Source organism: Streptomyces sp. NBC_00080, assembly GCF_045041255.1.
Lineage (GTDB): Bacteria > Actinomycetota > Actinomycetes > Streptomycetales > Streptomycetaceae > Streptomyces > Streptomyces coriariae.
Map to the genome: position 1 here is coordinate 4,120,440 of NZ_CP108235.1, position 22,157 is coordinate 4,142,596.

At 71.6% G+C, this 22,157-nt stretch carries 18 protein-coding genes and 1 pseudogene; 9 read left to right on the top strand and 10 right to left on the bottom strand.

The window, feature by feature from the left end; genetic code table 11:
• Positions 1–17 precede the first annotated feature (17 nt).
• On the top strand, positions 18–1,274 hold the full coding sequence (locus OHU34_RS18275) for a tyrosine-protein phosphatase (RefSeq protein WP_142265605.1): 1,257 nt from the start codon (positions 18–20) through the stop codon (positions 1,272–1,274).
• A gap of 76 nt (positions 1,275–1,350) precedes the next feature.
• On the opposite strand, the gene OHU34_RS18280 is transcribed toward OHU34_RS18275, so the two are convergent.
• The gene (locus OHU34_RS18280) at positions 1,351–2,544 is read right to left on the bottom strand and encodes an RtcB family protein (protein ID WP_142265604.1); all 1,194 of its coding nucleotides are present in this window, start codon (positions 2,542–2,544) and stop codon (positions 1,351–1,353) included.
• Positions 2,545–2,749: 205 nt separating this feature from the next.
• Here OHU34_RS18280 and OHU34_RS18285 point away from each other — a divergent pair, with 205 nt between their 5' ends.
• The 3 genes from OHU34_RS18285 (at position 2,750) to OHU34_RS18295 (ending at position 6,039) form a co-directional block, all read left to right on the top strand.
• Complete coding sequence (locus OHU34_RS18285; protein ID WP_405767254.1) at positions 2,750–3,580, top strand: DUF3558 domain-containing protein; 831 nt, start codon at positions 2,750–2,752, stop codon at positions 3,578–3,580.
• A gap of 118 nt (positions 3,581–3,698) precedes the next feature.
• Entirely contained in the window at positions 3,699–4,670 is a 972-nt protein-coding gene (locus tag OHU34_RS18290; RefSeq protein ID WP_200839762.1) for a DUF3558 domain-containing protein, read from the top strand.
• Positions 4,671–4,746: 76 nt separating this feature from the next.
• Positions 4,747–6,039 (top strand): DUF2637 domain-containing protein, encoded by a 1,293-nt coding sequence (locus OHU34_RS18295; protein WP_142265603.1) that lies wholly within the window; start codon positions 4,747–4,749, stop codon positions 6,037–6,039.
• Positions 6,040–6,103: 64 nt separating this feature from the next.
• Here the strand turns inward: OHU34_RS18295 and lysS are convergent, their stop codons facing one another.
• Positions 6,104–7,843 carry a lysine--tRNA ligase gene (lysS, locus tag OHU34_RS18300; RefSeq protein WP_142265602.1) on the bottom strand — a complete coding sequence of 580 codons (1,740 nt, stop codon included), beginning with the start codon at positions 7,841–7,843 and terminating at the stop codon, positions 6,104–6,106.
• A 140-nt stretch (positions 7,844–7,983) separates the two neighbouring features.
• On the opposite strand from lysS, the gene argS reads away from it, so the two are divergent.
• From argS to OHU34_RS18315, 3 genes are all read left to right on the top strand, one after another.
• Entirely contained in the window at positions 7,984–9,753 is a 1,770-nt protein-coding gene (gene argS, locus OHU34_RS18305) for an arginine--tRNA ligase (protein ID WP_230196952.1), read from the top strand.
• A gap of 227 nt (positions 9,754–9,980) precedes the next feature.
• Positions 9,981–10,145, top strand: a complete 165-nt coding sequence (locus OHU34_RS18310) for a hypothetical protein (RefSeq protein ID WP_160159994.1) — start codon at positions 9,981–9,983, stop codon at positions 10,143–10,145.
• Positions 10,146–10,215: 70 nt separating this feature from the next.
• Positions 10,216–11,001 (top strand): DUF4253 domain-containing protein, encoded by a 786-nt coding sequence (locus tag OHU34_RS18315; protein ID WP_020130046.1) that lies wholly within the window; start codon positions 10,216–10,218, stop codon positions 10,999–11,001.
• 6 nt (positions 11,002–11,007) lie between these two features.
• Here the strand turns inward: OHU34_RS18315 and OHU34_RS18320 are convergent, their stop codons facing one another.
• The gene (locus OHU34_RS18320) at positions 11,008–12,261 is read right to left on the bottom strand and encodes a PLP-dependent aminotransferase family protein (RefSeq protein WP_405767259.1); all 1,254 of its coding nucleotides are present in this window, start codon (positions 12,259–12,261) and stop codon (positions 11,008–11,010) included.
• Between the two features lie 67 nt (positions 12,262–12,328).
• Positions 12,329–12,974: pseudogene (locus OHU34_RS18325) on the bottom strand (SAM-dependent methyltransferase).
• Between the two features lie 147 nt (positions 12,975–13,121).
• Between OHU34_RS18325 and OHU34_RS18330 the strand changes: the two are divergent.
• Positions 13,122–13,316 carry a hypothetical protein gene (locus OHU34_RS18330; RefSeq protein WP_142265599.1) on the top strand — a complete coding sequence of 65 codons (195 nt, stop codon included), beginning with the start codon at positions 13,122–13,124 and terminating at the stop codon, positions 13,314–13,316.
• A 31-nt stretch (positions 13,317–13,347) separates the two neighbouring features.
• Here OHU34_RS18330 and OHU34_RS18335 read toward each other — a convergent pair whose 3' ends face one another.
• Positions 13,348–14,691 (bottom strand): helix-turn-helix domain-containing protein, encoded by a 1,344-nt coding sequence (locus tag OHU34_RS18335; RefSeq protein ID WP_405767261.1) that lies wholly within the window; start codon positions 14,689–14,691, stop codon positions 13,348–13,350.
• 188 nt (positions 14,692–14,879) lie between these two features.
• Between OHU34_RS18335 and OHU34_RS18340 the strand changes: the two genes are divergently transcribed.
• A complete protein-coding gene (locus OHU34_RS18340) occupies positions 14,880–15,629 on the top strand; it encodes a DUF4232 domain-containing protein (RefSeq protein ID WP_405767264.1) in 750 nt (249 codons plus the stop codon).
• An 11-nt stretch (positions 15,630–15,640) separates the two neighbouring features.
• Here the strand turns inward: OHU34_RS18340 and hemB are convergent, their stop codons facing one another.
• The 5 genes from hemB to OHU34_RS18365 all read right to left on the bottom strand — a co-directional run bounded on the left by hemB (position 15,641) and on the right by OHU34_RS18365 (position 21,983).
• Complete coding sequence (gene hemB / locus OHU34_RS18345) at positions 15,641–16,633, bottom strand: porphobilinogen synthase (protein ID WP_142265596.1); 993 nt, start codon at positions 16,631–16,633, stop codon at positions 15,641–15,643.
• Positions 16,634–16,838: 205 nt separating this feature from the next.
• Positions 16,839–18,542: a uroporphyrinogen-III synthase gene (locus tag OHU34_RS18350; RefSeq protein ID WP_142265595.1), complete on the bottom strand. Its 1,704-nt coding sequence runs from the start codon at positions 18,540–18,542 to the stop codon at positions 16,839–16,841.
• Positions 18,539–19,498 carry a hydroxymethylbilane synthase gene (gene hemC, locus OHU34_RS18355; protein WP_142265594.1) on the bottom strand — a complete coding sequence of 320 codons (960 nt, stop codon included), beginning with the start codon at positions 19,496–19,498 and terminating at the stop codon, positions 18,539–18,541. The genes OHU34_RS18350 and hemC overlap by 4 nt, the downstream gene beginning before the upstream one ends.
• 5 nt (positions 19,499–19,503) lie before the next feature.
• Entirely contained in the window at positions 19,504–21,222 is a 1,719-nt protein-coding gene (locus OHU34_RS18360) for a glutamyl-tRNA reductase (protein ID WP_230196956.1), read from the bottom strand.
• Entirely contained in the window at positions 21,219–21,983 is a 765-nt protein-coding gene (locus tag OHU34_RS18365) for a redox-sensing transcriptional repressor Rex (protein ID WP_020130037.1), read from the bottom strand. Before OHU34_RS18365 ends, OHU34_RS18360 begins: the two co-directional genes overlap by 4 nt.
• Positions 21,984–22,157: the final 174 nt, after the last annotated feature.

Below are 22,157 nucleotides of genomic sequence, written 5' to 3' on the forward strand. Positions count from 1 at the left end.
CGCCATAGGGTTTCCACGTGGACAGACACATACCGTTCGAGACGCTGCACAACTTCCGTGACCTGGGCGGATATCCGACCAGCAGCGGCCAACGGGTCCGTGCGGGCCGGCTGTTCCGCGCGGACTCCCTCGGCAAGCTGCGACCGGGCACCCCGGACTGGGACCGCTTCCTCGCCCTCGGCGTCCGCACGGTGATCGACCTGCGTCACCCCTGGGAGATCGAGGCGCGGGGACGGGTACCGGAGGACGACTCCTTCACCTACCTCAATCTCAGCATCGAGCACCGCCCTTACGACCAGGCCGCGTTGGCCCCGGACGTGGATCCGGGCCCGTACCTCTCCGCCCGCTTCATGGAAGTGGCGGAGGACGGCACGAAGGAGATCGCGGCGGCTCTGGAGCTGGTGGCCGAGGCGCGGGAGGGACTGGTCTTCCACTGCGCTTCGGGCAAGGACCGCACCGGGCAGCTGGCGGCCGTGGTCCTGAGTCTGCTGGGCGTGCCGGACGAGGTGATCATCGAGGACTTCACCCTGACGGAACTGGCGACCCCGGCCCTGCTCGCCGACTGGCGCGCGCGAAACGACGGCCGCTCCCCGGCGTGGCCGGCCTTCGGCCGGGCCCCCGAGTCGGTGATGCGCCTCTTCCTGGAGGCGCTGCGGGCCCGTTACGGCTCGGTGGAGGCGTATGTGTCGGGAGCTCTCGGCATGGACGCCGAGGCCTTGTCGGCCACCCTGCGCGCCCGCCTCCTGGAACCTGCCCCCACCGTCCGGCCGGAGTTGATCCACCGCAGGGCGGAGCCGCTCGACGCCCCTGTCCTGGTCCGCCTGCGCGACACGGCGGCCCTGTGGCAACTGGCCCGGGGCATCGATCAGTGGCAGCCCGGCGAGAAGACCGCGGCCCACTTCGTCGACCGCATGCGCGAGGGAGAGGTCTGGCTGACGTACGCGGACGGCGCGCTCGCGGGCGGCTTCGAGCTCTGGTGGGACGATCCGGCCGCCTGGGGCCCCCGCCCGCCCGAGGCCGGCTACATCCACCGCCTGATGACGACGCCGCACACCGCCCCACCGGGTACGGGCCGCAGGATGCTGGCCCAGGCCGAATCCCGCATCACCGCGGCCGGCCGCCCCTACGCCCGCCTCGACTGCCTCTCCACCAACCCCCGCCTGCGCGCCTACTACGAGTCCGCGGGCTACACGGTCGTCGGCGAACAGCGCGCCAAGGAGGGCGGCACGGGAAGCCCGTACGCGGTGACCCTGCTGGAGAAGCGGCTCGGCTGAGGCAGAGACAGGTGGGGGGCCCGAGCCGTGACCGGCCCGGGCCCCCATCTGCTGGCGTCGACGCGGATCCGCGGTGTCAGCCCTTCACGCACACGACCTGCTTCAGCTTCGCCACGACCTCGACCAGGTCCCGCTGCTGATCGATGACCTGCTCGATCGGCTTGTAGGCGGCCGGGATCTCGTCCACGACGCCGGAGTCCTTACGGCACTCCACGCCCCGCGTCTGCTCCTCCAGGTCCCGGGTCGAGAAGCGGCGCTTGGCCGCGTTGCGGCTCATCCGCCGACCCGCGCCGTGCGAGGCCGAGTTGAAGGCCTTCTCGTTGCCGAGACCCTTCACGATGTACGAACCGGTGCCCATCGAACCCGGGATGATGCCGTACTCGCCGGAACCGGCCCGGATCGCCCCCTTGCGGGTCACCAGCAGGTCCATCCCGTCGTAGCGCTCCTCGGCGACGTAGTTGTGGTGCGCGCTGATCTCCTGCTCGAAGGCCGGCTTCGCCTTCCTGAACTCCTTGCGGATCACGTCCTTCAGGAGCGCCATCATGAGCGTGCGGTTGTACTTCGCGTACTCCTGGGCCCAGAACAGGTCGTTGCGGTACGCCGCCATCTGCGGGGTGTCCGCTACGAAGACGGCGAGATCGCGGTCGACCAGGCCCTGGTTGTGCGGGAGCTTCTGCGCCACCCCGATGTGGAAATCGGCGAGTTCCTTGCCGATGTTCCGGGAACCGGAGTGCAGCATCAGCCAGACAGAACCGGATGTGTCGACGCAGACCTCACAGAAATGATTCCCGGACCCAAGGGTCCCCATCTGCTTCACGGCCCGCTCCTGACGGAACTTCACCGCCTCCGCGACCCCGTCGAACCGTCCCCAGAAGTCGTCCCACCCCGCGGTGGCGAATCCGTGGAGGCTGCCGGGGTCGACCGCCGTGTCGTGCATCCCCCGGCCCACCGGGATCGCCTGCTCGATCTTCGAACGGAGCGGGGAGAGGTCGCCGGGCAGGTCGTTCGCCGTGAGCGAGGTCCGGACGGCGGACATTCCGCACCCGATGTCGACGCCCACCGCCGCGGGGCAGACGGCGCCCCGCATCGCGATGACCGAGCCGACCGTCGCGCCCTTGCCGTAGTGGACGTCCGGCATGACCGCCAGTCCCTTGATCCACGGCAGGGTCGCCACGTTCCGCAGCTGCTGGAGCGCACCCTCCTCGACCGACGCCGGGTCGGCCCACATACGGATGGGTACCTTCGCGCCCGGCAGTTCCACGTACGACATATCGTCCTCATTCCCCCGGATTAAATACAAAAGCCTTAGATCGCAAAACCGGCGCCAAGGTCAACGAAAAGGACAGCGAACCGGCATCCACAGCTCCACGTGCGATACACATTGTCTCCAGGGGCCGCCCCCGTCCGGCAAGCGAATAACCAGCGGGGACACCGGCAGCCACCCACATCACCCGAACTGTCGAGAGGAGCCGACCGTGCAGCGGAAGGCATACGTACCCGGCGTCGTCGCGCTCCTCGCGGCGCTGCTGGCCGGCTGCACCGGCGGTTCGGACGAAGGCGGCTCGACGGACAACTCCAACCCGGGCGAGGCGGGGACGGCCAGCGCCGTCGCGCAGCCCGGCAAGTACGACACGCTCCCCGAGGCCTGCGGTGTGGTGAGCCGGTCCACCCTCGACTCGCTCCTCCCCGGCATCAAGCAACTCGCCGACGAGGCACAGCGCGACACGGCCTACGCGGGTGAGGCGACCCAGACGTTCGACACCGACCGCAAGGTGGGCTGCCGTTGGAAGGTGGAGTCGACGGACGCCACCGACCATCTCCTCGTCGACTTCGAGCGGGTCGTCTCGTACGACAACGCCGTGAGCGACGACAACCAGGCCGAGGCCCTCTTCGCGCAGCGGGTGACCGCGGCCGACCTTCCCGCACCCGCCGCCTCCGCCACCGGCGCGGCGACGGGCTCCGCTTCCGCGAGTCCGAGCACCTCCCCCTCGACGACGACCTCCCCCTCCGCGGGCGCCTCCGCGTCGGCCTCGCCCTCGGCCTCCTCCACCGTCACCCCCGCCGACCTCCAGCCCCGCCTCCTGGAGGACCTGGGCGACGAGGCGTTCGTCGACGACGCGCTCGGCGGCTCCGGTTCGACGGCCAAGCAGCGCACGGTGACTGTGGCGTTCCGCACGTCCAACGTCATGGTGACCATCCAGTACGAGGAGCAGCCGGCGACCGTCGGCGCGGTGCCGGACAGCGAGGAAATGCAGGACAAGGCCCGGAAACTGGCCGCGCAGCTCGCCGACTCACTGGCCGGCTGAGGGCACTTCGGCCCGGTTCGGGCCCCACCCGCAAAGCCCTCGAAGCGGAACCGCACAGCTTCTTCACCGACTACGGTGGCCCCTCGGACCCGATCCGACCGCAGGAACCACGAGCGTCATGAGTGAAGGAACCATGCAGCGACGAGCCCAGCGAGACGGCCAGTTTGACCAGCGCGAGCAGCGTGCCGAGCGAGTGAAGCGTGCCGGAGGGCTGAACCGCCTCCTGGCCGCGGCGGTCGCCGTCCCGGTGATGCTGATGGCCGCGGGCTGCTCCTCGGACTCCGGCTCGGGCGGCGACGCGAAGGACGCCGGCGCTTCCGTCGGTGCCGGTTCCGGCACCGACTCCGCGGCGAGCGCCGCGCCGACCGTGCAGGCGGCGGCGTACAAGACGCTGCCCGAGGCGTGTGCGGTGGTGTCGAAGAAGACGCTGACGGAGCTGGTGCCGAAGGGGGCGGCCAAGGGCAAGGAGGGGACGTCCAGCGACACCGCGGCCCGGGCCAGTTGTTCCTGGTCCAGCCTGGCCAACAACGGGGTGAAGGGTTCGCAGTTCCGCTGGCTGAACGTTTCGCTGCTGCGCTTCGAGTCGGACGCGACGACCGGTGACGGCGAGTCGCAGGCGAAGACGTACTACGCGAAGCAGGTCAAGGACGCCCAGGCGGTGTCGGGCGCGAAGAACGTGAAGTCCGCGCCGGCGGCGGCGACGGGTGACGAGGCGACCTCGGTGCGCTACGACCTGAAGAAGTCGGAAGGCGCCTTCAAGCAGCAGACGGTCGTGGTGCGCGTCGAGAACGTCGTGCTCACGCTCGACTACAACGGTGCCGGTCTGGCGGGCGACAAGACGCCGAGCGCGGAGACCCTGACGAAGGCGGCGGAGAAGGCGGCCAAGGAGGCGGTGGCCGCCGTGCGGTCGGCCAACGGCGAGGGTGACGGCGGCGGTTCGGACTCCTCGACCACCAGCCCGTCCCCGTCCGAGTCGGCCTCCTCCACCCCGAAGGCGACGCCCTCCAAGTCGTCCTCGGCGACCCCGAAGGCGACGGCCACCAAGGCGGCCGCGGCGGCACCGAAGGCCTCCGCTTCCGCGAAGAGCTGACGGACCGGCAACACGTGCGCCGCACACATGTGCCACCCTGTTGCGCGCAAGAACACGCAAGGGGAGGGGAGTACGGGTGTCCGCGCCAATACAGCTGACCCGGACGCACCGCGTTCTCATCGGCGTGGTCGTGACCGGCGCCGTGATCATCGCCGGAATCGGCTTCGCCGGTTCGTACGCGGCCGTCCGGGAACTGGCCCTCGAGAAGGGTTTCGGCAACTTCTCGTATGTGTTCCCGATCGGTATCGACGCGGGTATCTGCGTCCTGCTGGCCCTGGATCTGCTGCTGACCTGGATCCGCATCCCCTTCCCGCTGCTGCGGCAGACGGCGTGGCTGCTGACGGCGGCGACGATCGCCTTCAACGGCGCGGCGGCCTGGCCGGACCCGCTGGGCACGGGTATGCACGCGGTGATCCCGATCCTGTTCGTGGTGTCCGTCGAGGCGGCCCGGCACGCGATCGGCCGGATCGCGGACATCACGGCGGACAAGCACATGGAGGGCGTGCGCCTCACGCGCTGGCTGCTCTCGCCGCTGCCCACCTTCCTGCTCTGGCGCCGTATGAAGCTGTGGGAGCTGCGCTCCTACGAACAGGTGATCAAGCTGGAGCAGGAACGTCTCGTCTACCAGGCGAGGCTGCGTTCCCGCTTCGGCCGCGCCTGGCGCCGCAAGGCCCCGGTGGAGTCGCTGATGCCGCTGCGACTGGCCCGGTACGGCGTCCCGCTGGCGGAGACCGCCCCGGCGGGTCTGGCGGCGGCGGGCATCGAGCCGGCCGTGCTCCCTCCGGCGCCGGTCCCGGCAGCCGCGCCCCAGCAGGAGCTGACGGCGGCCCCATCGGTCGACGCGGGCGTCCGTGCCGTCGAGGCCGCTCCCGCGCCCCGGCAGGGCCGGCAGGTCGGCCACGCGCCCGTCCCCGCGCCCACGGAGGAGGAGCAGAGCCCGTGGTTCCAGGCGCCGCACGAGGTGGCGTACCAGGGGGGCTACGACCCCACGTACGACCCCTCGGAGCAGTACGCCCAGTGGTACGAGGAGCAGCAGCAGGCCGAGCAGTACCAGGACCAGTACCAGGAGGAGCCTCCGGCGCAGGAGCCCTCTCCCGAGGAGACCGGTTCGTTCCCCATCCCGGTGGGTCCGGGCCGCAGCCGCGAGCTCGGTGAGGGCGGCGGCACCCCGGTGATCGAGCCGGACGAGGAGGCCTACTACCAGGTGTTCCGTCAGTCGATAGACGGCAGCTTCCCCACGCCCGGCGTCCTCGGCGACAACATCCAGGCGACCTACGGCACGACCATGAGCCCCAGCGCTCTGAAAACGCTTACGGAGCGCTTCCAGCACCGCTTCAACACGGAGCTGGAAGAGGACCACATCGCGTGATCCGCGCGAACGAGGAGGGGGCGCCCGGTACTGGACCGGGCGCCCCCTCCTCGTCGTACGCCGCCTACTCCCCGAGCAGGGCCCGCACCCGCTCCTGGCCCACGGCGAGCAGCAGGGTGGGCAGCCTCGGGCCGGTGTCACGCCCCACCAGCAGGTGGTAGAGCAGGGCGAAGAACGTCCGCTGGGCGGTCTTGATCTCCGGCGGGAGTTCCTTGGGGGTGGCGTCGGCGGCGAACCCGGCCTGGACCTTGGGAACGCCGTAGACGAGGTGGGTGAGCCCGTCCAGCGACCAGTGGCCGGCGAGTCCGTCGAGCAGGAGCCGCAGGGACTGCCGGGAGGCCTCGTCGAGGGACTTCAGCAGTTCGGCGTCGGCTTCGGCGCGGACGATGGTGCGCTGGTCGGCGGGGACATGGGTGTTGATCCAGGCCTCGGCCTTGTCGTACCGGGGCCGGGCCTCGTCGAGGGAGCCGAGCGGGTTCTCCGGGTCGAGGTCGGAGAGGATCCGCAGGGCCTGGTCCCGGTGGCCGGCGGTGATGTCGGCGACGGAGGCCAGCGTGCGGTACGGCAGCGGCCGGACGGTGCGCGGCAGCTCACCGGCGGCGGTGCCCACCGCGCGGGAGTGCGCGGCGATGTCGGCCGGGAGCGCCGAACCCTCGGCGACCTTGGCGTCCAGCTTGTCCCACTCGTCGTAGAGCCGCTGGATCTCCTGGTCGAAGGCGATCTTGAACGACTGGTTGGGACGGCGGCGGGCGTAGAGCCAGCGCAGCAGCTGCGGCTCCATGATCTTCAGCGCGTCGGCGGCGGTGGGGACACCGCCCTTCGAGGACGACATCTTCGCCATGCCGCTGATGCCGACGAAGGCGTACATGGGCCCGATGGGCTGCTCGCCTCCGAAGATGCCGACGATCTGGCCGCCCACCTGGAAGCTGGACCCGGGGGACGAGTGGTCGACGCCGCTCGGCTCGAACACGACGCCCTCGTACGCCCAGCGCATCGGCCAGTCGACCTTCCAGACCAGCTTGCCGCGGTTGAACTCGTTCAGCCGGACGGTCTCGGCGAATCCGCAGGCGGCGCAGGTGTAGGACAACTCGGTGGTGTCGTCGACGTACGAGGTGACCGTGGTGAGGTCCTTCTCGCAGTTGCCGCAGTAGGGCTTGTACGGGAAGTAGCCGGCCGAGCCGGACGAGCCGTCGTCCTCGTTCGCCGCGCCCGATCCCTCCGCCGCCTCGAGCTCGGCCTCGTCGAGCGGCTTCTGCTGCTTCTTCGCCGGGGCCTTCTTGGTGCGGTACTGGTCGAGGATCGCGTCGATGTCCGCGCGGTGCTTGATCGCGTGCAGGATCTGCTCGCGGTAGACGCCGGAGGTGTACTGCGCCGTCTGGCTGATGCCGTCGAACTCCACGCCGAGCTCGGCCAGCGACTCGACCATCGCGGCCTTGAAGTGCTCGGCCCAGTTCGGGTGGGTCGAGCCCTGCGGCGCCGGGACGGAGGTCAGCGGCTTGCCGATGTGCTCGGCCCAGGAGTCGTCGATCCCGTCGATGCCCTGCGGCACCTTGCGGTAGCGGTCGTAGTCGTCCCAGGAGATCAGGTGGCGGACCTGGTGTCCGCGACGGCGGAGCTCGTCGGCGACCAGATGCGGGGTCATGACCTCGCGGAGGTTGCCCAGGTGGATGGGTCCGGAGGGGGAGAGTCCGGACGCGACGACCACAGGTTTGCCGGGGGCCCGACGCTCCGACTCCTCGATGACCTCATCCGCGAAACGGGAGACCCAGTCGGTGGTCTCGGTGCTCAGAGCCACGATCGGCACGTCCTCTTGTTCTGAAGGCTTCCGGGTTTGAAGTGCGTTCCATTGTCCCAGACGGCCCCGCGCCCGGGAAAACGGCTTTACCCCCCATGGGATACTGACTGCGTCTATCCATCCCCACGAGGAGAACGGCACCCACTCCTATGGCCCCGGTCACGTCCCTCAGTCACTCCGTCGAACAGCACCTCACGTCCGCTCTCTCGGCCACCCTGCCGGAGGCCGCCGGCGCGGACCCGCTGCTGCGACGAAGCGACCGGGCCGACTTCCAGGCCAACGGCATCCTGGCGCTGGCCAAGAAGGCGAAGGCGAACCCGCGCGAGCTGGCGACGCAGGTCGTGTCGCACGTCGTCACGGGTGACCTGATCGGGGAGATCGAGGTCTCGGGCCCCGGCTTCCTGAACGTGACGGTCACCGACGGCGCGATCACCCGGAACCTCGCCGCCCGGTACGCGGACGCGGACCGCCTCGGCGTGCCGCACTCCGCCGCGCCGGGCACGACGGTCATCGACTACGCCCAGCCGAACGTGGCGAAGGAGATGCACGTCGGTCATCTGCGGTCGGCGGTCATCGGCGACGCGACGGTGCAGATCCTGGAGTTCACCGGCGAGAGCGTGGTCCGCCGGCACCACATCGGCGACTGGGGTACCCAGTTCGGCATGCTCATCCAGTACCTGGACGAGCACCCGCACGAGCTGGACCACAAGGATTCCCAGGTGAGCGGCGAGGAGGCGATGTCGAATCTCGACCGCCTCTACAAGGCCGCGCGCAGGCTGTTCGACGCGGACGAGGAGTTCAAGACCCGGGCCCGGCGCCGGGTGGTGGACCTCCAGGCGGGCGACCCGCACACGCTCGCGACCTGGCAGAAGTTCGTCGACGAGTCGAAGATCTACTTCTTCTCGGTCTTCGAGAAGCTGGACATGGAGATCCGGGACGAGGACATCGTCGGCGAGTCGGGTTACAACGACATGCTGGCGGAGACCTGCCGTCTCCTGGAGGAGTCCGGGGTCGCGGTCCGCTCCGAGGGCGCCCTCTGTGTCTTCTTCGACGACGTCAAGGGCCCGGACGGCAACCCGGTCCCGCTGATCGTCCAGAAGTCGGACGGCGGCTACGGCTACGCGGCGACCGACCTGTCGGCGATCCGTGACCGTGTCTTCAACCTCAAGGCGAGCACGCTGCTGTACGTGGTGGACGCCCGTCAGTCGCTGCACTTCAAGATGGTCTTCGAGACGGCGCGCAGGGCGGGCTGGCTGAACGAGGACGTCAAGGCGCACCAGTTGGCGTTCGGCACGGTCCTCGGCAAGGACGGCAAGCCGTTCAAGACCCGTGAGGGCGAGACGGTCAAGCTGGTCGACCTCCTCGACGAGGCCGTCGAGCGGGCCACCACCGTGGTCCGGGAGAAGGCCGTGAAGGTCGGCCTGTCCGAGCCGGAGATCGTGGAGAACGGCCGGTACGTGGGTGTCGGCGCGGTGAAGTACGCCGACCTGTCGACGTCCGCCGTGCGGGACTACAAGTTCGACCTGGACCAGATGGTCTCGCTGAACGGCGACACGTCCGTCTACCTCCAGTACGCGTACGCCCGGATCCAGTCGATCCTGCGCAAGGCCGGCGAGGCCCGCCCGCTCGCTCACCCGGAGCTGGAACTGGCCCCGGCGGAGCGCGCGTTGGGCCTGCACCTGGACCAGTTCGGCGAGACGGTGCACGAGGTCGCGGCGGCGTACGAGCCGCACAAGCTGGCGGCGTACCTGTACCAGCTGGCCTCACACCTGACGACGTTCTACGACCAGTGCCATGTGCTGTCCCCCGACAACTCGCCGGAGGTCGTCGAGAACCGCCTGTTCCTGGTGGACCTCACGGCCCGCACCCTCCACCTGGGCATGGCCCTGCTGGGCATCAGGACGCCGGACAAGCTCTGACCGACCGGCGGCACCCAGGGACGCTCGACGTACCGCGGCCCGTCCTCCTTCCGATTTCCGGGGAGGGCGGGCCGCGGCCATGTCCGGGTACGTCAGCCGGCCGCGGAGACGGGGGCAGCGAGAAGTCGTGGGAGCGGTATCGGGTCGACCGGGCCCCGGAACCAACTTCTCGCCCTCGCGCGTCCCACCCTTCGACGACCTGAGAACACCAGTGCAAGGAGCGGCGGTTGGGCGGCGCGGACGACCTGTCGATCGTCGACGCCCTGATCACCTTCCTGCTGGTCGGAGGCGCGGGTGTGGTCATCCCGGCCGTCGTCGTCCTCCCGCTCGTCGGCCTGGGCATCTGGCTGACGCACGTCTGGCGCCGCCGGCGCGCGAGACACTCCGCCTGACGGCCGTCGCGGACCGGACGGAACACACCGACCCGGGCCGGTGTCAGTGCCTGCCCTTACAGTCACCGGCATGGCGACTCTTCCCAACCCGCTCCCCAAGCTGGCCTCCGATCCCAGCGGCCGCTCCCTCGGCCTGCAGCTCCCGCCCGGCCGGCTGATCGACACGACGGACGAGGGGGTCTGGCACGAGCCGCTGCTGTGGCACGCGGAGCAGTCCGCCTCCTCCGGCAACTGGACGGCCCTGGGCGGGACGGCGGGACGGGCCGGGCTGCTTCCGGTCCTGGTCGACCTCGGCGGCTCCCAAGGCGGCCCGTCGGAATGGGAGTTGATGCCCGCCGAGGTGTCCTACCCCGGGGACCACGACGCGGAGGAGGTCCTCGCGCAGTACTGGCAGGAGTGCGCGGCGGACGGCGAGGAGTGGCCCGGTCTCGCCGCGCCCGGCACCCTGACGGCGGATCCCGACGCACGCGCCGCGCGGATCGCCGACACCCTCGCGGAGCAGGGGCCCACCTGGTTCAGGTCGCCGCATGTCGCCCTGGTCCCCGCCCGCCGCAGCGCGGACGTCCCGGCGGCCGTCGGCTGGTCGGGCCCGGCCAACCACGAGAACGACACCGCGCGTCTGTGCGCCGTCCTGCGCTCCTGGGAGGACCGCTTCGGCATACGGGTCGTCGGCCTCGGTTTCGACGTCCTGGCCGTGTCCGTCGCGGCCCCGCCCGGCACCCTCGCGGAGGCGGAGCCGATCGCCGCCGAGCACTTCGCGTTCTGCCCGGACAACGTCCTCCAGGGCCCGGGCACCCTGAAGGCCTACGCCCAGCAGCTCGTCGGCGAGCCCACCTGGACCTTCTGGTGGGACTGATCCGCGCTACCCGGTGAGCCCCCGCCCCAGCCTGCGCAGCCCCTCCCCGATCTCGTCCGGGGCCTGCGTCACGAAGCACAGGCGCAGGGTCGAGCGGTCGGGTTCACCGGCGTAGAAGGGGGCGCCGGGGACGTACGCCACGTCCTGGGCCACGACCCGCGGGAGGAGGTCCGTGGTGTCGTACGACTCGGGGAGGCGGGCCCAGAGGAACATCCCGCCCTCGGGACGGGCCCACACCGACCCTGCCGGGAGGGCGTCCGCGAGGCCCGCGAGCATGGCGTCCCGGCGCTCCCGGTACACGGCGGCGACCCCGGCCACGTGCGCGTCCAGGTCGAAGGCGGTCAGGTACCGTGCCGCGGCGAGCTGGTTGACGGTCGGGGTGTGCAGGTCGGCGGCCTGCTTGACGACGACGCAGGCCCGGCGCAGCTCGGCCGGCGCGCGCAGCCACCCCAGCCGGATCCCGGGTGCCATGACCTTGGAGAAGGAGCCGAGCAGGACCGTACGGTCGCGGGCGTCGGGGTGGGCTGCGATCCAGGGGACGCGCTCACCGTCGTAGCGGAGTTCGCCGTAGGGGTCGTCCTCGACGATCCACAGACCGTGCCGGGCGGCGACGGCGGCGACCGCGGCACGGCGCTCGGCGGGGAGGGTGCGGCCGGTGGGGTTCTGGAAGGTGGGGACGGTGTAGAGGAGCTTCGGCCGTTCGCGGACCACCAGGTCGGCGAGCGCCTCGGGGTCCAGGCCGTCCTCGTCCCCGGGCACGGCCACGATCCTCGCTCCGGCCAGCCCGAAGACCTGAAGGGCGGCCAGATAGCAGGGCTCCTCGACGAGCACCGTGTCGCCGGGGTCGAGAAGAGCGGTCGCCAGCAGGGACAGGGCCTGCTGGGAACCCGTGGTGACGAGGAGGTCGTCGGCGGTCGTGGGCAGACCACGGGCCGTCGTCCGCGCCGCGAGCCCCTCACGCAGGCTCGGCTCGCCCTCGGTCGTGGCGTACTGGAGGGCCTGGGCCGGGGCCTCCTCCAGCACGTACCGGAACGCGGCGGCCACGCCCTCGCGGTCGAACAGCTCCGGCGCGGGCAGCCCGCCCGCGAAGTTGATCACCTCGGGGCGGCCGGTGACGGCGAGGATGTCCCGCACGGGCGAGCCGCCGATCGACCGGACCCTGGCGGCCAGTGAAGGCACGGAGGCCGGACCGGAAGCGGGGCCGGGGACGAAGGCGGAGGCGAGGGCGGGCGCACTGGGCGACTCGGCTGCGACAGTCATGCCCGCACCCTAGGGAGATACATGCCGCCTACACACGGGTTTCTGCCATGTGGACAGCGGCACGCGTTCACACCTTCGTGCCCGTCGCCCCGTACACGTTGACGTCCTCGTCCGTCACGTCGTCGATCCCGCGACAGCGGATCTTCTCGATGTCGTCGAGGGCGGCGAACGCGTCCGGCGCGATGGCGGGCGGGGCGGGCGCCGGCCCCGGGTTCCACCGGTGCACGGGCACCACCCCGGGCGCGGCCAGGACGAGGCCCGGAGTGTCGCCGAACAACCGCTCCACCTCGGCCCTCGACCGGAAGACGAAGGTGAACCCGCGCTCCGTGTAGGTCCGTTGGACGGCCCGGGTCGGCTCGGGATGCGGTTCGTCGGTCAGGTGGGTGAGGACGACCCTGCTCCCGGCGGGCAGCCCCGCCACCAGCTCCCGCAGCACGACCGGGTCATGGTCGACGTACACCACCCGCGCCTCGGGGACCGGACGTTGGGCGATCTGGTGCACGTTCTCCCCGGTGGGCAGCCCGGTGCCGAGGTCGAGGAACTGGCGTATCGCGGTTGTGCCGTACGTCGAGGTGGCCGCGCGGGTTGGCGGCGAGGGCGGCCGCCGCGGCGGCACGGTCCACCGGGTAGTTGCCCCGGCCACCGAGGAACACGTCGTAGACGCGGGCGGGATGCGCCCTGGTGGTGTCGATCCCTGCGGACTCTGCGGACAAAGGGGCTCTCCCTGGGCAGTCGGGCGTCCCACATCCCGTCCCGGAGGGGCTCTGTCTGCGCAGGTCAGAGGCTATGGGACCGGACCGGCGTCCCGACTTGCGCGGTGGATGTGGAAGGGCGGAGGCCGTACGACCCAGGCTTGCCCCATGCCCACACGCCCCACTCCCCCCACGCGCCGCCGCGTCCGTCTGCTCGCCGCCGCGCTGACCGCCGCCGCGGCGCTCACTCTCACCGCGTGCCACGACGGCGAGGGCCTGCGCGACGAGGGCCCGTCGGGCGCCGGCACCCCGACAGGGACCGGCACCCCGACAGGACCGGGCCCACCGGGCCGGGCCCCTTGACCGGGTCGAGCGCCCCGACCGGTTACAGCGCCTACGGCGTGGGAGAGGCTCCCGCCCGTTCCCACGCTGAGCCGCCGAGCGGGAACTCGTAGTCGGGGCGCCCGTTCTCGCCGCTCGTGCGGAACGGCCTCCCCTTGTCGTCGATCTTCAGCTTGCCGTGCCGTGCGCCGCTGGACCAGGACAGCTCCAGGTACCAGCGCACGTCGTACGCGGAGGCGTCGGCGGTGACGTAGTAGACCTCCGGGTCCGACTCGCTCACCTTGAACGGGAAGTTCTTGTGCCCCGCCTCGGGCACCAGCGCCGGCCGCGCCGCGTCGAGGGCGACGGAGAAGGCGCGCGTCGGCACACCGCCACCGCAGCCGACGCCCGGGTAGCCCATGGCGTAGTCGTTCCAGGCGAGCGGCGCGGCCTTGCCGACGGTCCGGACCGTCAGGCTGTCCACGACGACGGTCTCCTCGCCGGTCCCCTGCACGGTGAGCTCCAGATACTGCTCCCCCGCCGACACGGCCCCGTGCCGGGCCACCCACGCGGGCGCGTCCTGCTCGACCGGCGGCGGCCCGACCTGCCCCGGCCCCCGCTCGATCAGATAGCGCTGGCTGCAGGGGCTCTCCCAGGCGTACGGGCGGGTGGTGACCGTCAGCGGGACGCGGTCGCCGGCCCCCGCGCCCGGCGCCGGCGAGGAACCCGCGGTGGCTGAGCCCGACGGGAAGACGGATCCCGAGGCGGAGGCCGAGGCCGACGGCGACGCGGACACGGACGGCGACGCGGACGCGGACGGCGAGGACGTGTTCCCCGTTCCCCGCCCCTGCACGGACGGTGTGGCCGCCGCACCGACGCTGTCCCCGTCGCCGGACCCGCCGGACGGCAGGGTCAGGGCGAGCGCCAGGGCGACCGAGCCGAGGGCGGCCACGGCACCGACCCCGGCGAGGGCCAAGGAGCGGCGGGTGGGGCGGGTCCGCTCGTCCCCCACTACCTCGACAACCGCTTCCCCGGGCCCGCCGTCCACCACTGCGGCGTCCACCACCCCGGCGTCCGCGACCGGCGCCCCCGCGAGGGCATCGCCGACGGCGGCGTCCGCGACCCCGCCCGCTACCGCGCCCGCGACGGCGTCCGCCTCGGCCGTACTCCCCTTCCTCCCGCGCACCGCGTCCGCCAGCACCCACCGCCGATGCAGTTCGACGAGCTCCTGAGGTGACGCCTTGCAGAGCCGCGCCAGCCGCTCCACGGGCGCGTAGTCGGTGGGGACGGCGTCCCCGTTGCAGTAGCGGTGCAGCGTCGACGTACTCATGTGGAGCCGCTTCGCGAGCATCCCGTAGCTCAGCCCGGACCGCTCCTTCAAATCTCGCAGCAGCTCGGCGAACTCGGTCGCAGACACCGTTCCTCCACTCCCCATGTCCCATCCCCGCATTCCAGGCATGGTCCGTTTCCCCAGGTCAGACCCATTGCGGGCATTCCAGCGTCCCTGATCGTCCGCCGACCGTGGCGGCCGGGACGGGTCCCCGCACAAGCTTTGGCCATCCAAGCACGCCGCTTCAACACGGCATTCCGGAAGAGGACCTCACGATGCGTATCCGCCGCAACAGCCACCTGCTCGCCCTCACCGCCCTGGCCGCCCTCGCGCTCACGGCGTGCGAGGACGGGACGGGCGTCAAGGACGAGGGCGCCTCGCGTCCGGCGTCGTCGACGGCCACGGCGGCGCAGCCCACACCCGGCACGGACAAGGGCACCGGCACGGCCCCGACGAAGGACACGACGGGCTCGGCCGGCTCGTCCGGCAAGTCGGGTGGCACGGCGGGCGGCAAGTCGGGCGGCACCACCGGCGCCGGCACGGGGGCCGGAACGGGCGGCGATACGGGCGACAAGGCCGCCGACACCGCCTCCGACAGCCGCGTCCTGTGCAACGGATCGAACACCAGGGTCACCGCGCAGACCGTCGCCCGCCCGCTCAACCACATGCTGCTCACGGTGACCAACACCGGCAGCAGGACCTGCGACCTGACCTACAACCCGGTGCTGCGCTTCGACGAGATGCAGTGGGTGCCGCAGGCCGCCAAGGAGACGCAGCCGCAGGCGGTGACGACCCTCGCGCCCGGCGAGTCGGGCTACGCGGGCGTGCTGCTGTCCGCCGCCGACGGCAGCGGCGACGGCGGCCAGACGGCCAAGAAGCTGACGGTCGCCTTCCAGGGCTACACCCCGAACAGCGACGGCGGCGCCTCCGCGACGCCGACCCTGCCCGCCGAGGGCGTCTACTACGACAGCTCCCTGACGGTGACGTACTGGCAGCAGGACATGGACGACGCGCTGTCCTGGTGAGAACGGGCGAACTACCGCAGCTTCTGGGCCACTTCGGTGGCCCAGTAGGTGAGGATGTTCCGCGCTCCGGCCCGCTTGATGCCGGTCAGCGTCTCGAAGATCGCCCGGTCACGGTCGACCCAGCCCTTCTCCGCGGCGGCCTCGACCATCGAGTACTCGCCGGAGATCTGGTAGGCGACGACCGGCACGTCCACGGCGTCGGCGACCCGGGCCAGGACGTCGAGGTAGGGGCCGGCCGGCTTCACCATGACCATGTCGGCGCCCTCCTCCAGGTCCAGCGCCAGCTCGCGCAGCGACTCACGGAGGTTCGCCGGGTCCTGCTGGTAGGTCTTGCGGTCGCCCTTCAGCGACGAGCCGACGGCCTCCCGGAACGGGCCGTAGAAGGCCGACGAGTACTTGGCGGTGTAGGCGAGGATCGAGACGTCCTCCCGGCCGATCTGGTCGAGCGCATCGCGGATGACCCCGATCTGGCCGTCCATCATCCCGCTGGGCCCCAGGACATGGGCACCCGCGTCGGCCTGGACCTGCGCCATCTCGGCGTACCGCTCCAGGGTGGCGTCGTTGTCGACCCGCCCCTGCTCGTCCAGCACCCCGCAGTGGCCGTGATCGATCGTCTCGTCCAGGCACACGTCGGACATGACGAGCAGGTCGTCCCCGACCTCGGCCCGCACGTCCCGGATGGCGACCTGGAGGATGCCGTCCGGGTCGGTCCCGGGCGTGCCGAGCGCGTCCTTCTTGGACTCCTCCGGCACGCCGAAGAGCATGATCCCGGAGATCCCGGCCTGTACGGCCTCCAGCGCGGCCTTCTTCAGGCTGTCGCGCGTGTGCTGCACGACACCGGGCATGGCCTGGATCGGCACCGGCTCGCTCACGCCCTCCCGCACGAACGCGGGCAGGATGAAGTCGGCCGGGTGCAGCCGGGTCTCCGCGACCATGCGCCGCATGACGGGGGTGGTACGCAGCCGCCGGGGACGCGTACCGGGAAAGGATCCGTACTTCGTCATGGCCTCTACGCTACGCCCGGCCCGGGCAAGCATTTGCCGACGACCTGTCGACCCGACTGCCCCTCCCGTCGGCGCCGACCGGGTGAGGGCAGACCGTCTCATCCCGTCCGGGGGTGCCCCGTCCGAGGAAGCCCCGGGACGAGGCACGTGCAGCGCCGAAGCGGGGGTCCGGGGGCGGCAGCCCCGGGACCCTCCACCTCAGCGCTCAGGTAGCCCGCCTACGCCGCGCACCCGGACGCCGCTCGCTCGGCCGGCTGACCGGGTCGCCGGCCTCCTGGGCCGCGGCCCGTCGGCGCAGTCCGAAGTCGGCCAGTGCCTCGGCCAGCTTGAGCGCGGACGGCTCGGGTGCCATGACGTCCACCCGGAGCCCGTGCTCCTCGGCCGTCTTGGCCGTGGCCGGGCCGATGCAGGCGATGACCGTCACGTTGTGCGGCTTGCCCGCGATGCCCACCAGGTTCCGCACGGTGGACGACGACGTGAAGAGCACGGCGTCGAACCCGCCGCCCTTGATGGCCTCCCGCGTCTCCGCCGGCGGCGGCGAGGCCCGCACCGTCCGGTAGGCGGTGACGTCGTCGACCTCCCAGCCCAGCTCGATGAGCCCGGCGACCAGGGTCTCGGTGGCGATGTCGGCGCGCGGCAGGAACACCCGGTCGATCGGGTCGAAGACCGGGTCGTAGGGCGGCCAGTCCTCGAGGAGCCCGGCGGCCGACTGCTCGCCGCTCGGTACGAGGTCGGGCTTCACACCGAACGCGACCAGCGCCTTCGCCGTCTGCTCGCCCACCGCCGCGACCTTGATGCCCGCGAAGGCACGCGCGTCGAGCCCGTACTCCTCGAACTTCTCGCGTACCGCCTTGACGGCGTTCACCGAGGTGAAGGCGATCCACTCGTAGCGGCCCGTCACCAGGCCCTTGACCGCCCGCTCCATCTGCTGGGGGGTGCGCGGCGGTTCGACGGCGATCGTCGGCACCTCGTGCGGCACGGCCCCGTACGACCGCAGCCGGTCGGAGAGCGACACCGCCTGCTCCTTCGTACGCGGCACGAGCACCTTCCAGCCGAACAGCGGCTTGGACTCGAACCACGACAACTGGTCACGCTGGGCGGGGGCGGAACGCTCACCGACCACGACTATCACCGGTCGGCCGCCCTCGGGCGAGGGCAGCACCTTCGCCTGCTTCAGCGTCTGCGCGATCGTGCCCAGGGTCGCCGTCCACGTCCGCTGCCGCGTCGTCGTACCGGCCACCGTGACCGTCATCGGCGTATCGGGCTTGCGCCCCGCCGACACCAGCTCGCCGGCCGCCGAGGCCACGGAGTCGAGGGTCGTCGACACGACGACCGTGCCGTCGGAGGCCCCGACCTCGGTCCAGCAGCGGTCCGAAGCCGTACGCGCGTCGACGAACCGGACGTCGGCGCCCTGCGCGTCCCGCAGCGGCACACCGGCGTACGCGGGCACGCCGACGGCGGCCGCGACACCGGGTACGACCTCGAAGGGAACACCGGCCGCCGCGCACGCGAGCATTTCCGCCGCCGCGTACGTATCAAGTCCGGGGTCCCCGGTCACCGCACGGACGACCCGCCTGCCGCCCCGCGCGGCCTCCATGACAAGATGTGCGGCATCGCGCACAGCGGGTACCTCAGCGGTTGTTGACGTGCCGTCAACGATCGTCGGGAGGGGCGCGCCCGTGCCCGGAAGAGGGTCCGATGGACCCGCTTCCGCGTTCACGACGGCGACGCCCGGCCTCGCGTGCGTCCGTACGACGTCGAGCACCTCGTGCTCGGCGACGAGGACGTCCGCGTGCGCAAGCGCCTCCACGGCGCGCAGAGTCAGTAGTCCCGGATCCCCGGGTCCGGCACCCAGGAAGGTGACGTGCCCGTGTTCAGGACCAGCGGCTGGAAGGGCGGTGGGGCTCACAGTGCTCGCTCCCCCATCAGACCGGCCGCGCCCTGGGCGAGCATCTCGGCTGCGAGTTCGCGACCGAGCGCCATTGCCCCGTCGTGCGTCTCGGGCACGGGACCGGTGGTGGACAGCTGCACCATGCGCGTGCCGTCGGTGGTGCCGACGACGCCACGCAGGCGCATTTCGTTGACAATCTGCCCGTCGGCCAGCAGGTCGGCAAGCGCGCCCACAGGGGCGGAGCAGCCGGCCTCCAGGGCGGCGAGCAGGGACCGTTCGGCGGTCACGGCGATCCGGGTGAACGGGTCGTCGAGCTCACCTAGCGCGGCGATCAGTGACGCGTTGTCCGCGGCACACTCGATCGCCAGTGCTCCCTGGCCGGGAGCGGGCAGAACCGTGTCTATCGACAGGAAGTCGGTGACCTCGTCGATGCGGCCGATGCGGCTGAGGCCGGCCGCCGCCAGCACCACCGCGTCCAGCTCGCCGTCGTGCACGTACCCGATCCGCGTGTCGACGTTCCCGCGGATCGGGACGGTCTCGATGTCCAGCCCGTGGCCGCGCGCGTACGCGTTCAGCTGCGCCATCCGGCGCGGCGAACCCGTACCGATGCGCGCTCCGCGCGGCAGGTCGGTGAACTTCAGCGCGTCCCGGGCGACGATCACGTCGCGGGGGTCCTCGCGCACCGGTATGGCGGCCAGGACCAGGTCCTCGGGCTGCGTGGTCGGCAGGTCCTTCAGCGAGTGAACCGCGAAGTCGACCTCGCCCTTGGCCAGCGCGTCGCGCAGTGCGGTCACGAAGACGCCCGTGCCGCCGATCTGCGCGAGGTGCTCGCGGGAGACATCACCGTAGGTGGTGATCTCGACGAGTTCCACGGGCCGTCCGGTCACCTGGCTCACGGCGTCCGCGACCTGCCCGGACTGGGCCATGGCGAGTCTGCTTCGCCTCGTCCCCAGTCTCAGTGCCTTCGTACTCATGCCGCTCATGCCGGCCCTCGGCTCTCTGCGTTCTTCTCGGTGCTTTCCTCGGCCCGTGACACGGCGGCCACCGCCTCCGGGTCGAGGTCGAACAGGGTCCGCAGTGCGTCCGCGTACCCGGCGCCGCCGGGCTCGGCCGCGAGCTGCTTGACCCGTACGGTCGGTGCGTGCAGCAGCTTGTCGACGACCCGCTTCACGGTCTGGGTGATCTCGGCGCGGTGCTTGTCGTCCAGGCCGGGCAGCCGCCCGTCGAGCCGGGCGATCTCCGTGGCCACGACCTCGGCGGCCATGGTGCGCAGGGCGACGACGGTCGGCGTGATGTGCGCGGCCCGCTGTGCGGCGCCGAAGGCGGCGACCTCGTCGGCGACGATCCGCCGCACCTGGTCGACGTCGGCGGCCATCGGCGCGTCGGCCGAGGCCTCCGCCAGCGACTCGATGTCCACCAGCCGCACGCCGGCCAGCCGGTGGGCGGCCGGGTCGACGTCCCGCGGCATCGCGAGGTCGAGCAGGAAGAGCACCGGCTCCGGCCGGACGAGCGCGGCGACCGGCTCGGGTCCGCGGCGCTCGGGGATCCGGCCGAGGGTGGCGGCGGTCGCGGCGAGCGCGGTGATCAGCTCGGCGTCGGCCTCGGGGGTGCGGCGGGCGGTCGGCCTGCGGTCGACGGTCGCGTTGTCGACCCAGGCGGCGTGCTGCTCCAGCGTCGCCGCGTCCATGCCGGCGACGGCGGCCTCGCCCAGCACGGAGAACCCGGACTGCTGCACGGGGGCCTGCTGTACGGCGGCCAGGTCGAGGGGGCAGTTCTCGTCGGTGCCGACCGAGGTGGGCGGCAGCGGCCGTACGTCCGTCGCCGCGGCCTCTTCACCGAGGGCGACGGGTGCCCCGGTGCGGCCCTCGACGGCATCGGCGACCGCCTCCGCCGTCAGGACCAGGCCCGTCGCCCCGGTACAGGAGACGGCCACGTCGGCACGTGTCAGCTCGGCCGGCACCGACTCCATCGGTACCGCGCGGGCCGACACGTCCGTGTCGCCGCCCTCGGTCAGTATCTGGGCGAGCCGCTCGGCCCGGTCGGGCGTGCGGTTGGCGACGACGATCTCGGCGACCCCGGCGCGCGCGAGCGTGGCGGCGGCCAGCGAGGACATCGAACCGGCGCCGATGACCAGCGCCTTCTTGCCCCGCGCCCACGCGGTCACGTCCCCGCCCGCGGCCAGCTGCTCCAGGCCGAAGGTGACCAGGGACTGCCCGGCGCGGTCGATGCCGGTCTCGGAGTGGGCGCGCTTGCCGACCCGCAGGGCCTGCTGGAACAGGTCGTTCAGCAGCCGTCCGGCGGTGTGCAGCTCCTGCGCCCGGGCCAGGGCGTCCTTGATCTGTCCGAGGATCTGCCCCTCGCCGACGACCATGGAGTCCAGCCCGCAGGCCACCGAGAAGAAGTGGTGGACGGCACGGTCCTCGTAGTGCACGTACAGGTAGGGGGTGAGCTCCTCGAGCCCGACCCCGCTGTGCTGGGCGAGCAGCGTGGAGAGCTCGGCGACACCGGCGTGGAACTTGTCCACGTCGGCGTACAGCTCGATCCGGTTGCAGGTGGCGAGGACCGCGGCCTCGGCGGCCGGTTCGGCGGCGACCGTGTCCTGGAGCAGCTTGAACTGGGCGTCCGTGGACAGCGAGGCCCGCTCCAGCACGCTGACCGGAGCGCTGCGGTGACTCAGCCCGACGACGAGGAGACTCATGCCGGCATCACGGCGGGTACGTCCCCGTCGGGTCCCTGGTCGGTGGAGTCGGCGCGGCCGGCCGGGGCCGGTACGGCGTTCTCGTTCGCCGCGGCCTCCTCGCCGGCCTTGCGCTGCTCGTGGAAGGCGAGGATCTGGAGCTCGATGGAGAGGTCGACCTTGCGCACGTCGACGCCGTCCGGGACGGTCAGCACGGTCGGCGCGAAGTTCAGGATGGACGTGACGCCGGCGGCCACGAGCCGGTCGCAGACCGCCTGGGCGACGCCCGGCGGGGTGGTGATCACGCCGATGGAGACGCCGTTGTCGGAGATGATCTTCTCCAGGCCGTCGCTGTGCTGGACGGAGATCCCGGCGACCTGCTTCCCGGCCATCGCGGGGTCGGCGTCGATGAGCGCCGCGACCCGGAAACCGCGCGAGGCGAAGCCGCCGTAGTTGGCGAGAGCCGCGCCGAGGTTACCGATACCGACGATCACGACGGGCCAGTCCTGGGTGAGGCCGAGCTCGCGGGAGATCTGGTAGACGAGGTACTCGACGTCGTAGCCGACCCCCCGGGTCCCGTAGGAACCCAGGTAGGAGAAGTCCTTGCGCAGCTTGGCGGAGTTGACCCCGGCCGCGGCCGCGAGCTCCTCGGAGGAGACCGTGGGTACCGAGCGCTCCGACAGTGCGGTCAGCGCGCGGAGGTACAGCGGAAGCCGGGCGACGGTGGCCTCGGGAATCCCTCGGCTACGGGTCGCCGGTCGGTGAGTTCGGCCAGTTGCCACGGTGCTCCTGCGGGTAGAGCGGGGCTGTAGGCGGTCACACGTACCCAGACCGCCCCGTCGACAGCAGGCTATGTCTTTGTGAACGCGTGCACAAAGATGGTGTCCGATTTGCCCGGCCAACGTGACCGGGGTCACGCGCAACATTCCAGGGGGCAAAACCGCCACTCTCCTCGT

Excerpts from the sequence above, each read along its gene's own strand:
- hemB (WP_142265596.1), bottom strand. The coding sequence starts at position 16,633 with ATGACGAAGTACGGATCCTTTCCCGGTACGCGTCCCCGGCGGCTGCGT.
- OHU34_RS18290 (WP_200839762.1), top strand. The coding sequence starts at position 3,699 with ATGAGTGAAGGAACCATGCAGCGACGAGCCCAGCGAGACGGCCAGTTT.
- OHU34_RS18360 (WP_230196956.1), bottom strand. The coding sequence starts at position 21,222 with ATGAGTCTCCTCGTCGTCGGGCTGAGTCACCGCAGCGCTCCGGTCAGC.
- OHU34_RS18340 (WP_405767264.1), top strand. The coding sequence starts at position 14,880 with ATGCGTATCCGCCGCAACAGCCACCTGCTCGCCCTCACCGCCCTGGCC.
- hemC (WP_142265594.1), bottom strand. The coding sequence starts at position 19,498 with ATGAGTACGAAGGCACTGAGACTGGGGACGAGGCGAAGCAGACTCGCC.
- OHU34_RS18330 (WP_142265599.1), top strand. The coding sequence starts at position 13,122 with ATGCCCACACGCCCCACTCCCCCCACGCGCCGCCGCGTCCGTCTGCTC.
- OHU34_RS18315 (WP_020130046.1), top strand. The coding sequence starts at position 10,216 with ATGGCGACTCTTCCCAACCCGCTCCCCAAGCTGGCCTCCGATCCCAGC.
- argS (WP_230196952.1), top strand. The coding sequence starts at position 7,984 with ATGGCCCCGGTCACGTCCCTCAGTCACTCCGTCGAACAGCACCTCACG.
- OHU34_RS18280 (WP_142265604.1), bottom strand. The coding sequence starts at position 2,544 with ATGTCGTACGTGGAACTGCCGGGCGCGAAGGTACCCATCCGTATGTGG.
- OHU34_RS18320 (WP_405767259.1), bottom strand. The coding sequence starts at position 12,261 with ATGACTGTCGCAGCCGAGTCGCCCAGTGCGCCCGCCCTCGCCTCCGCC.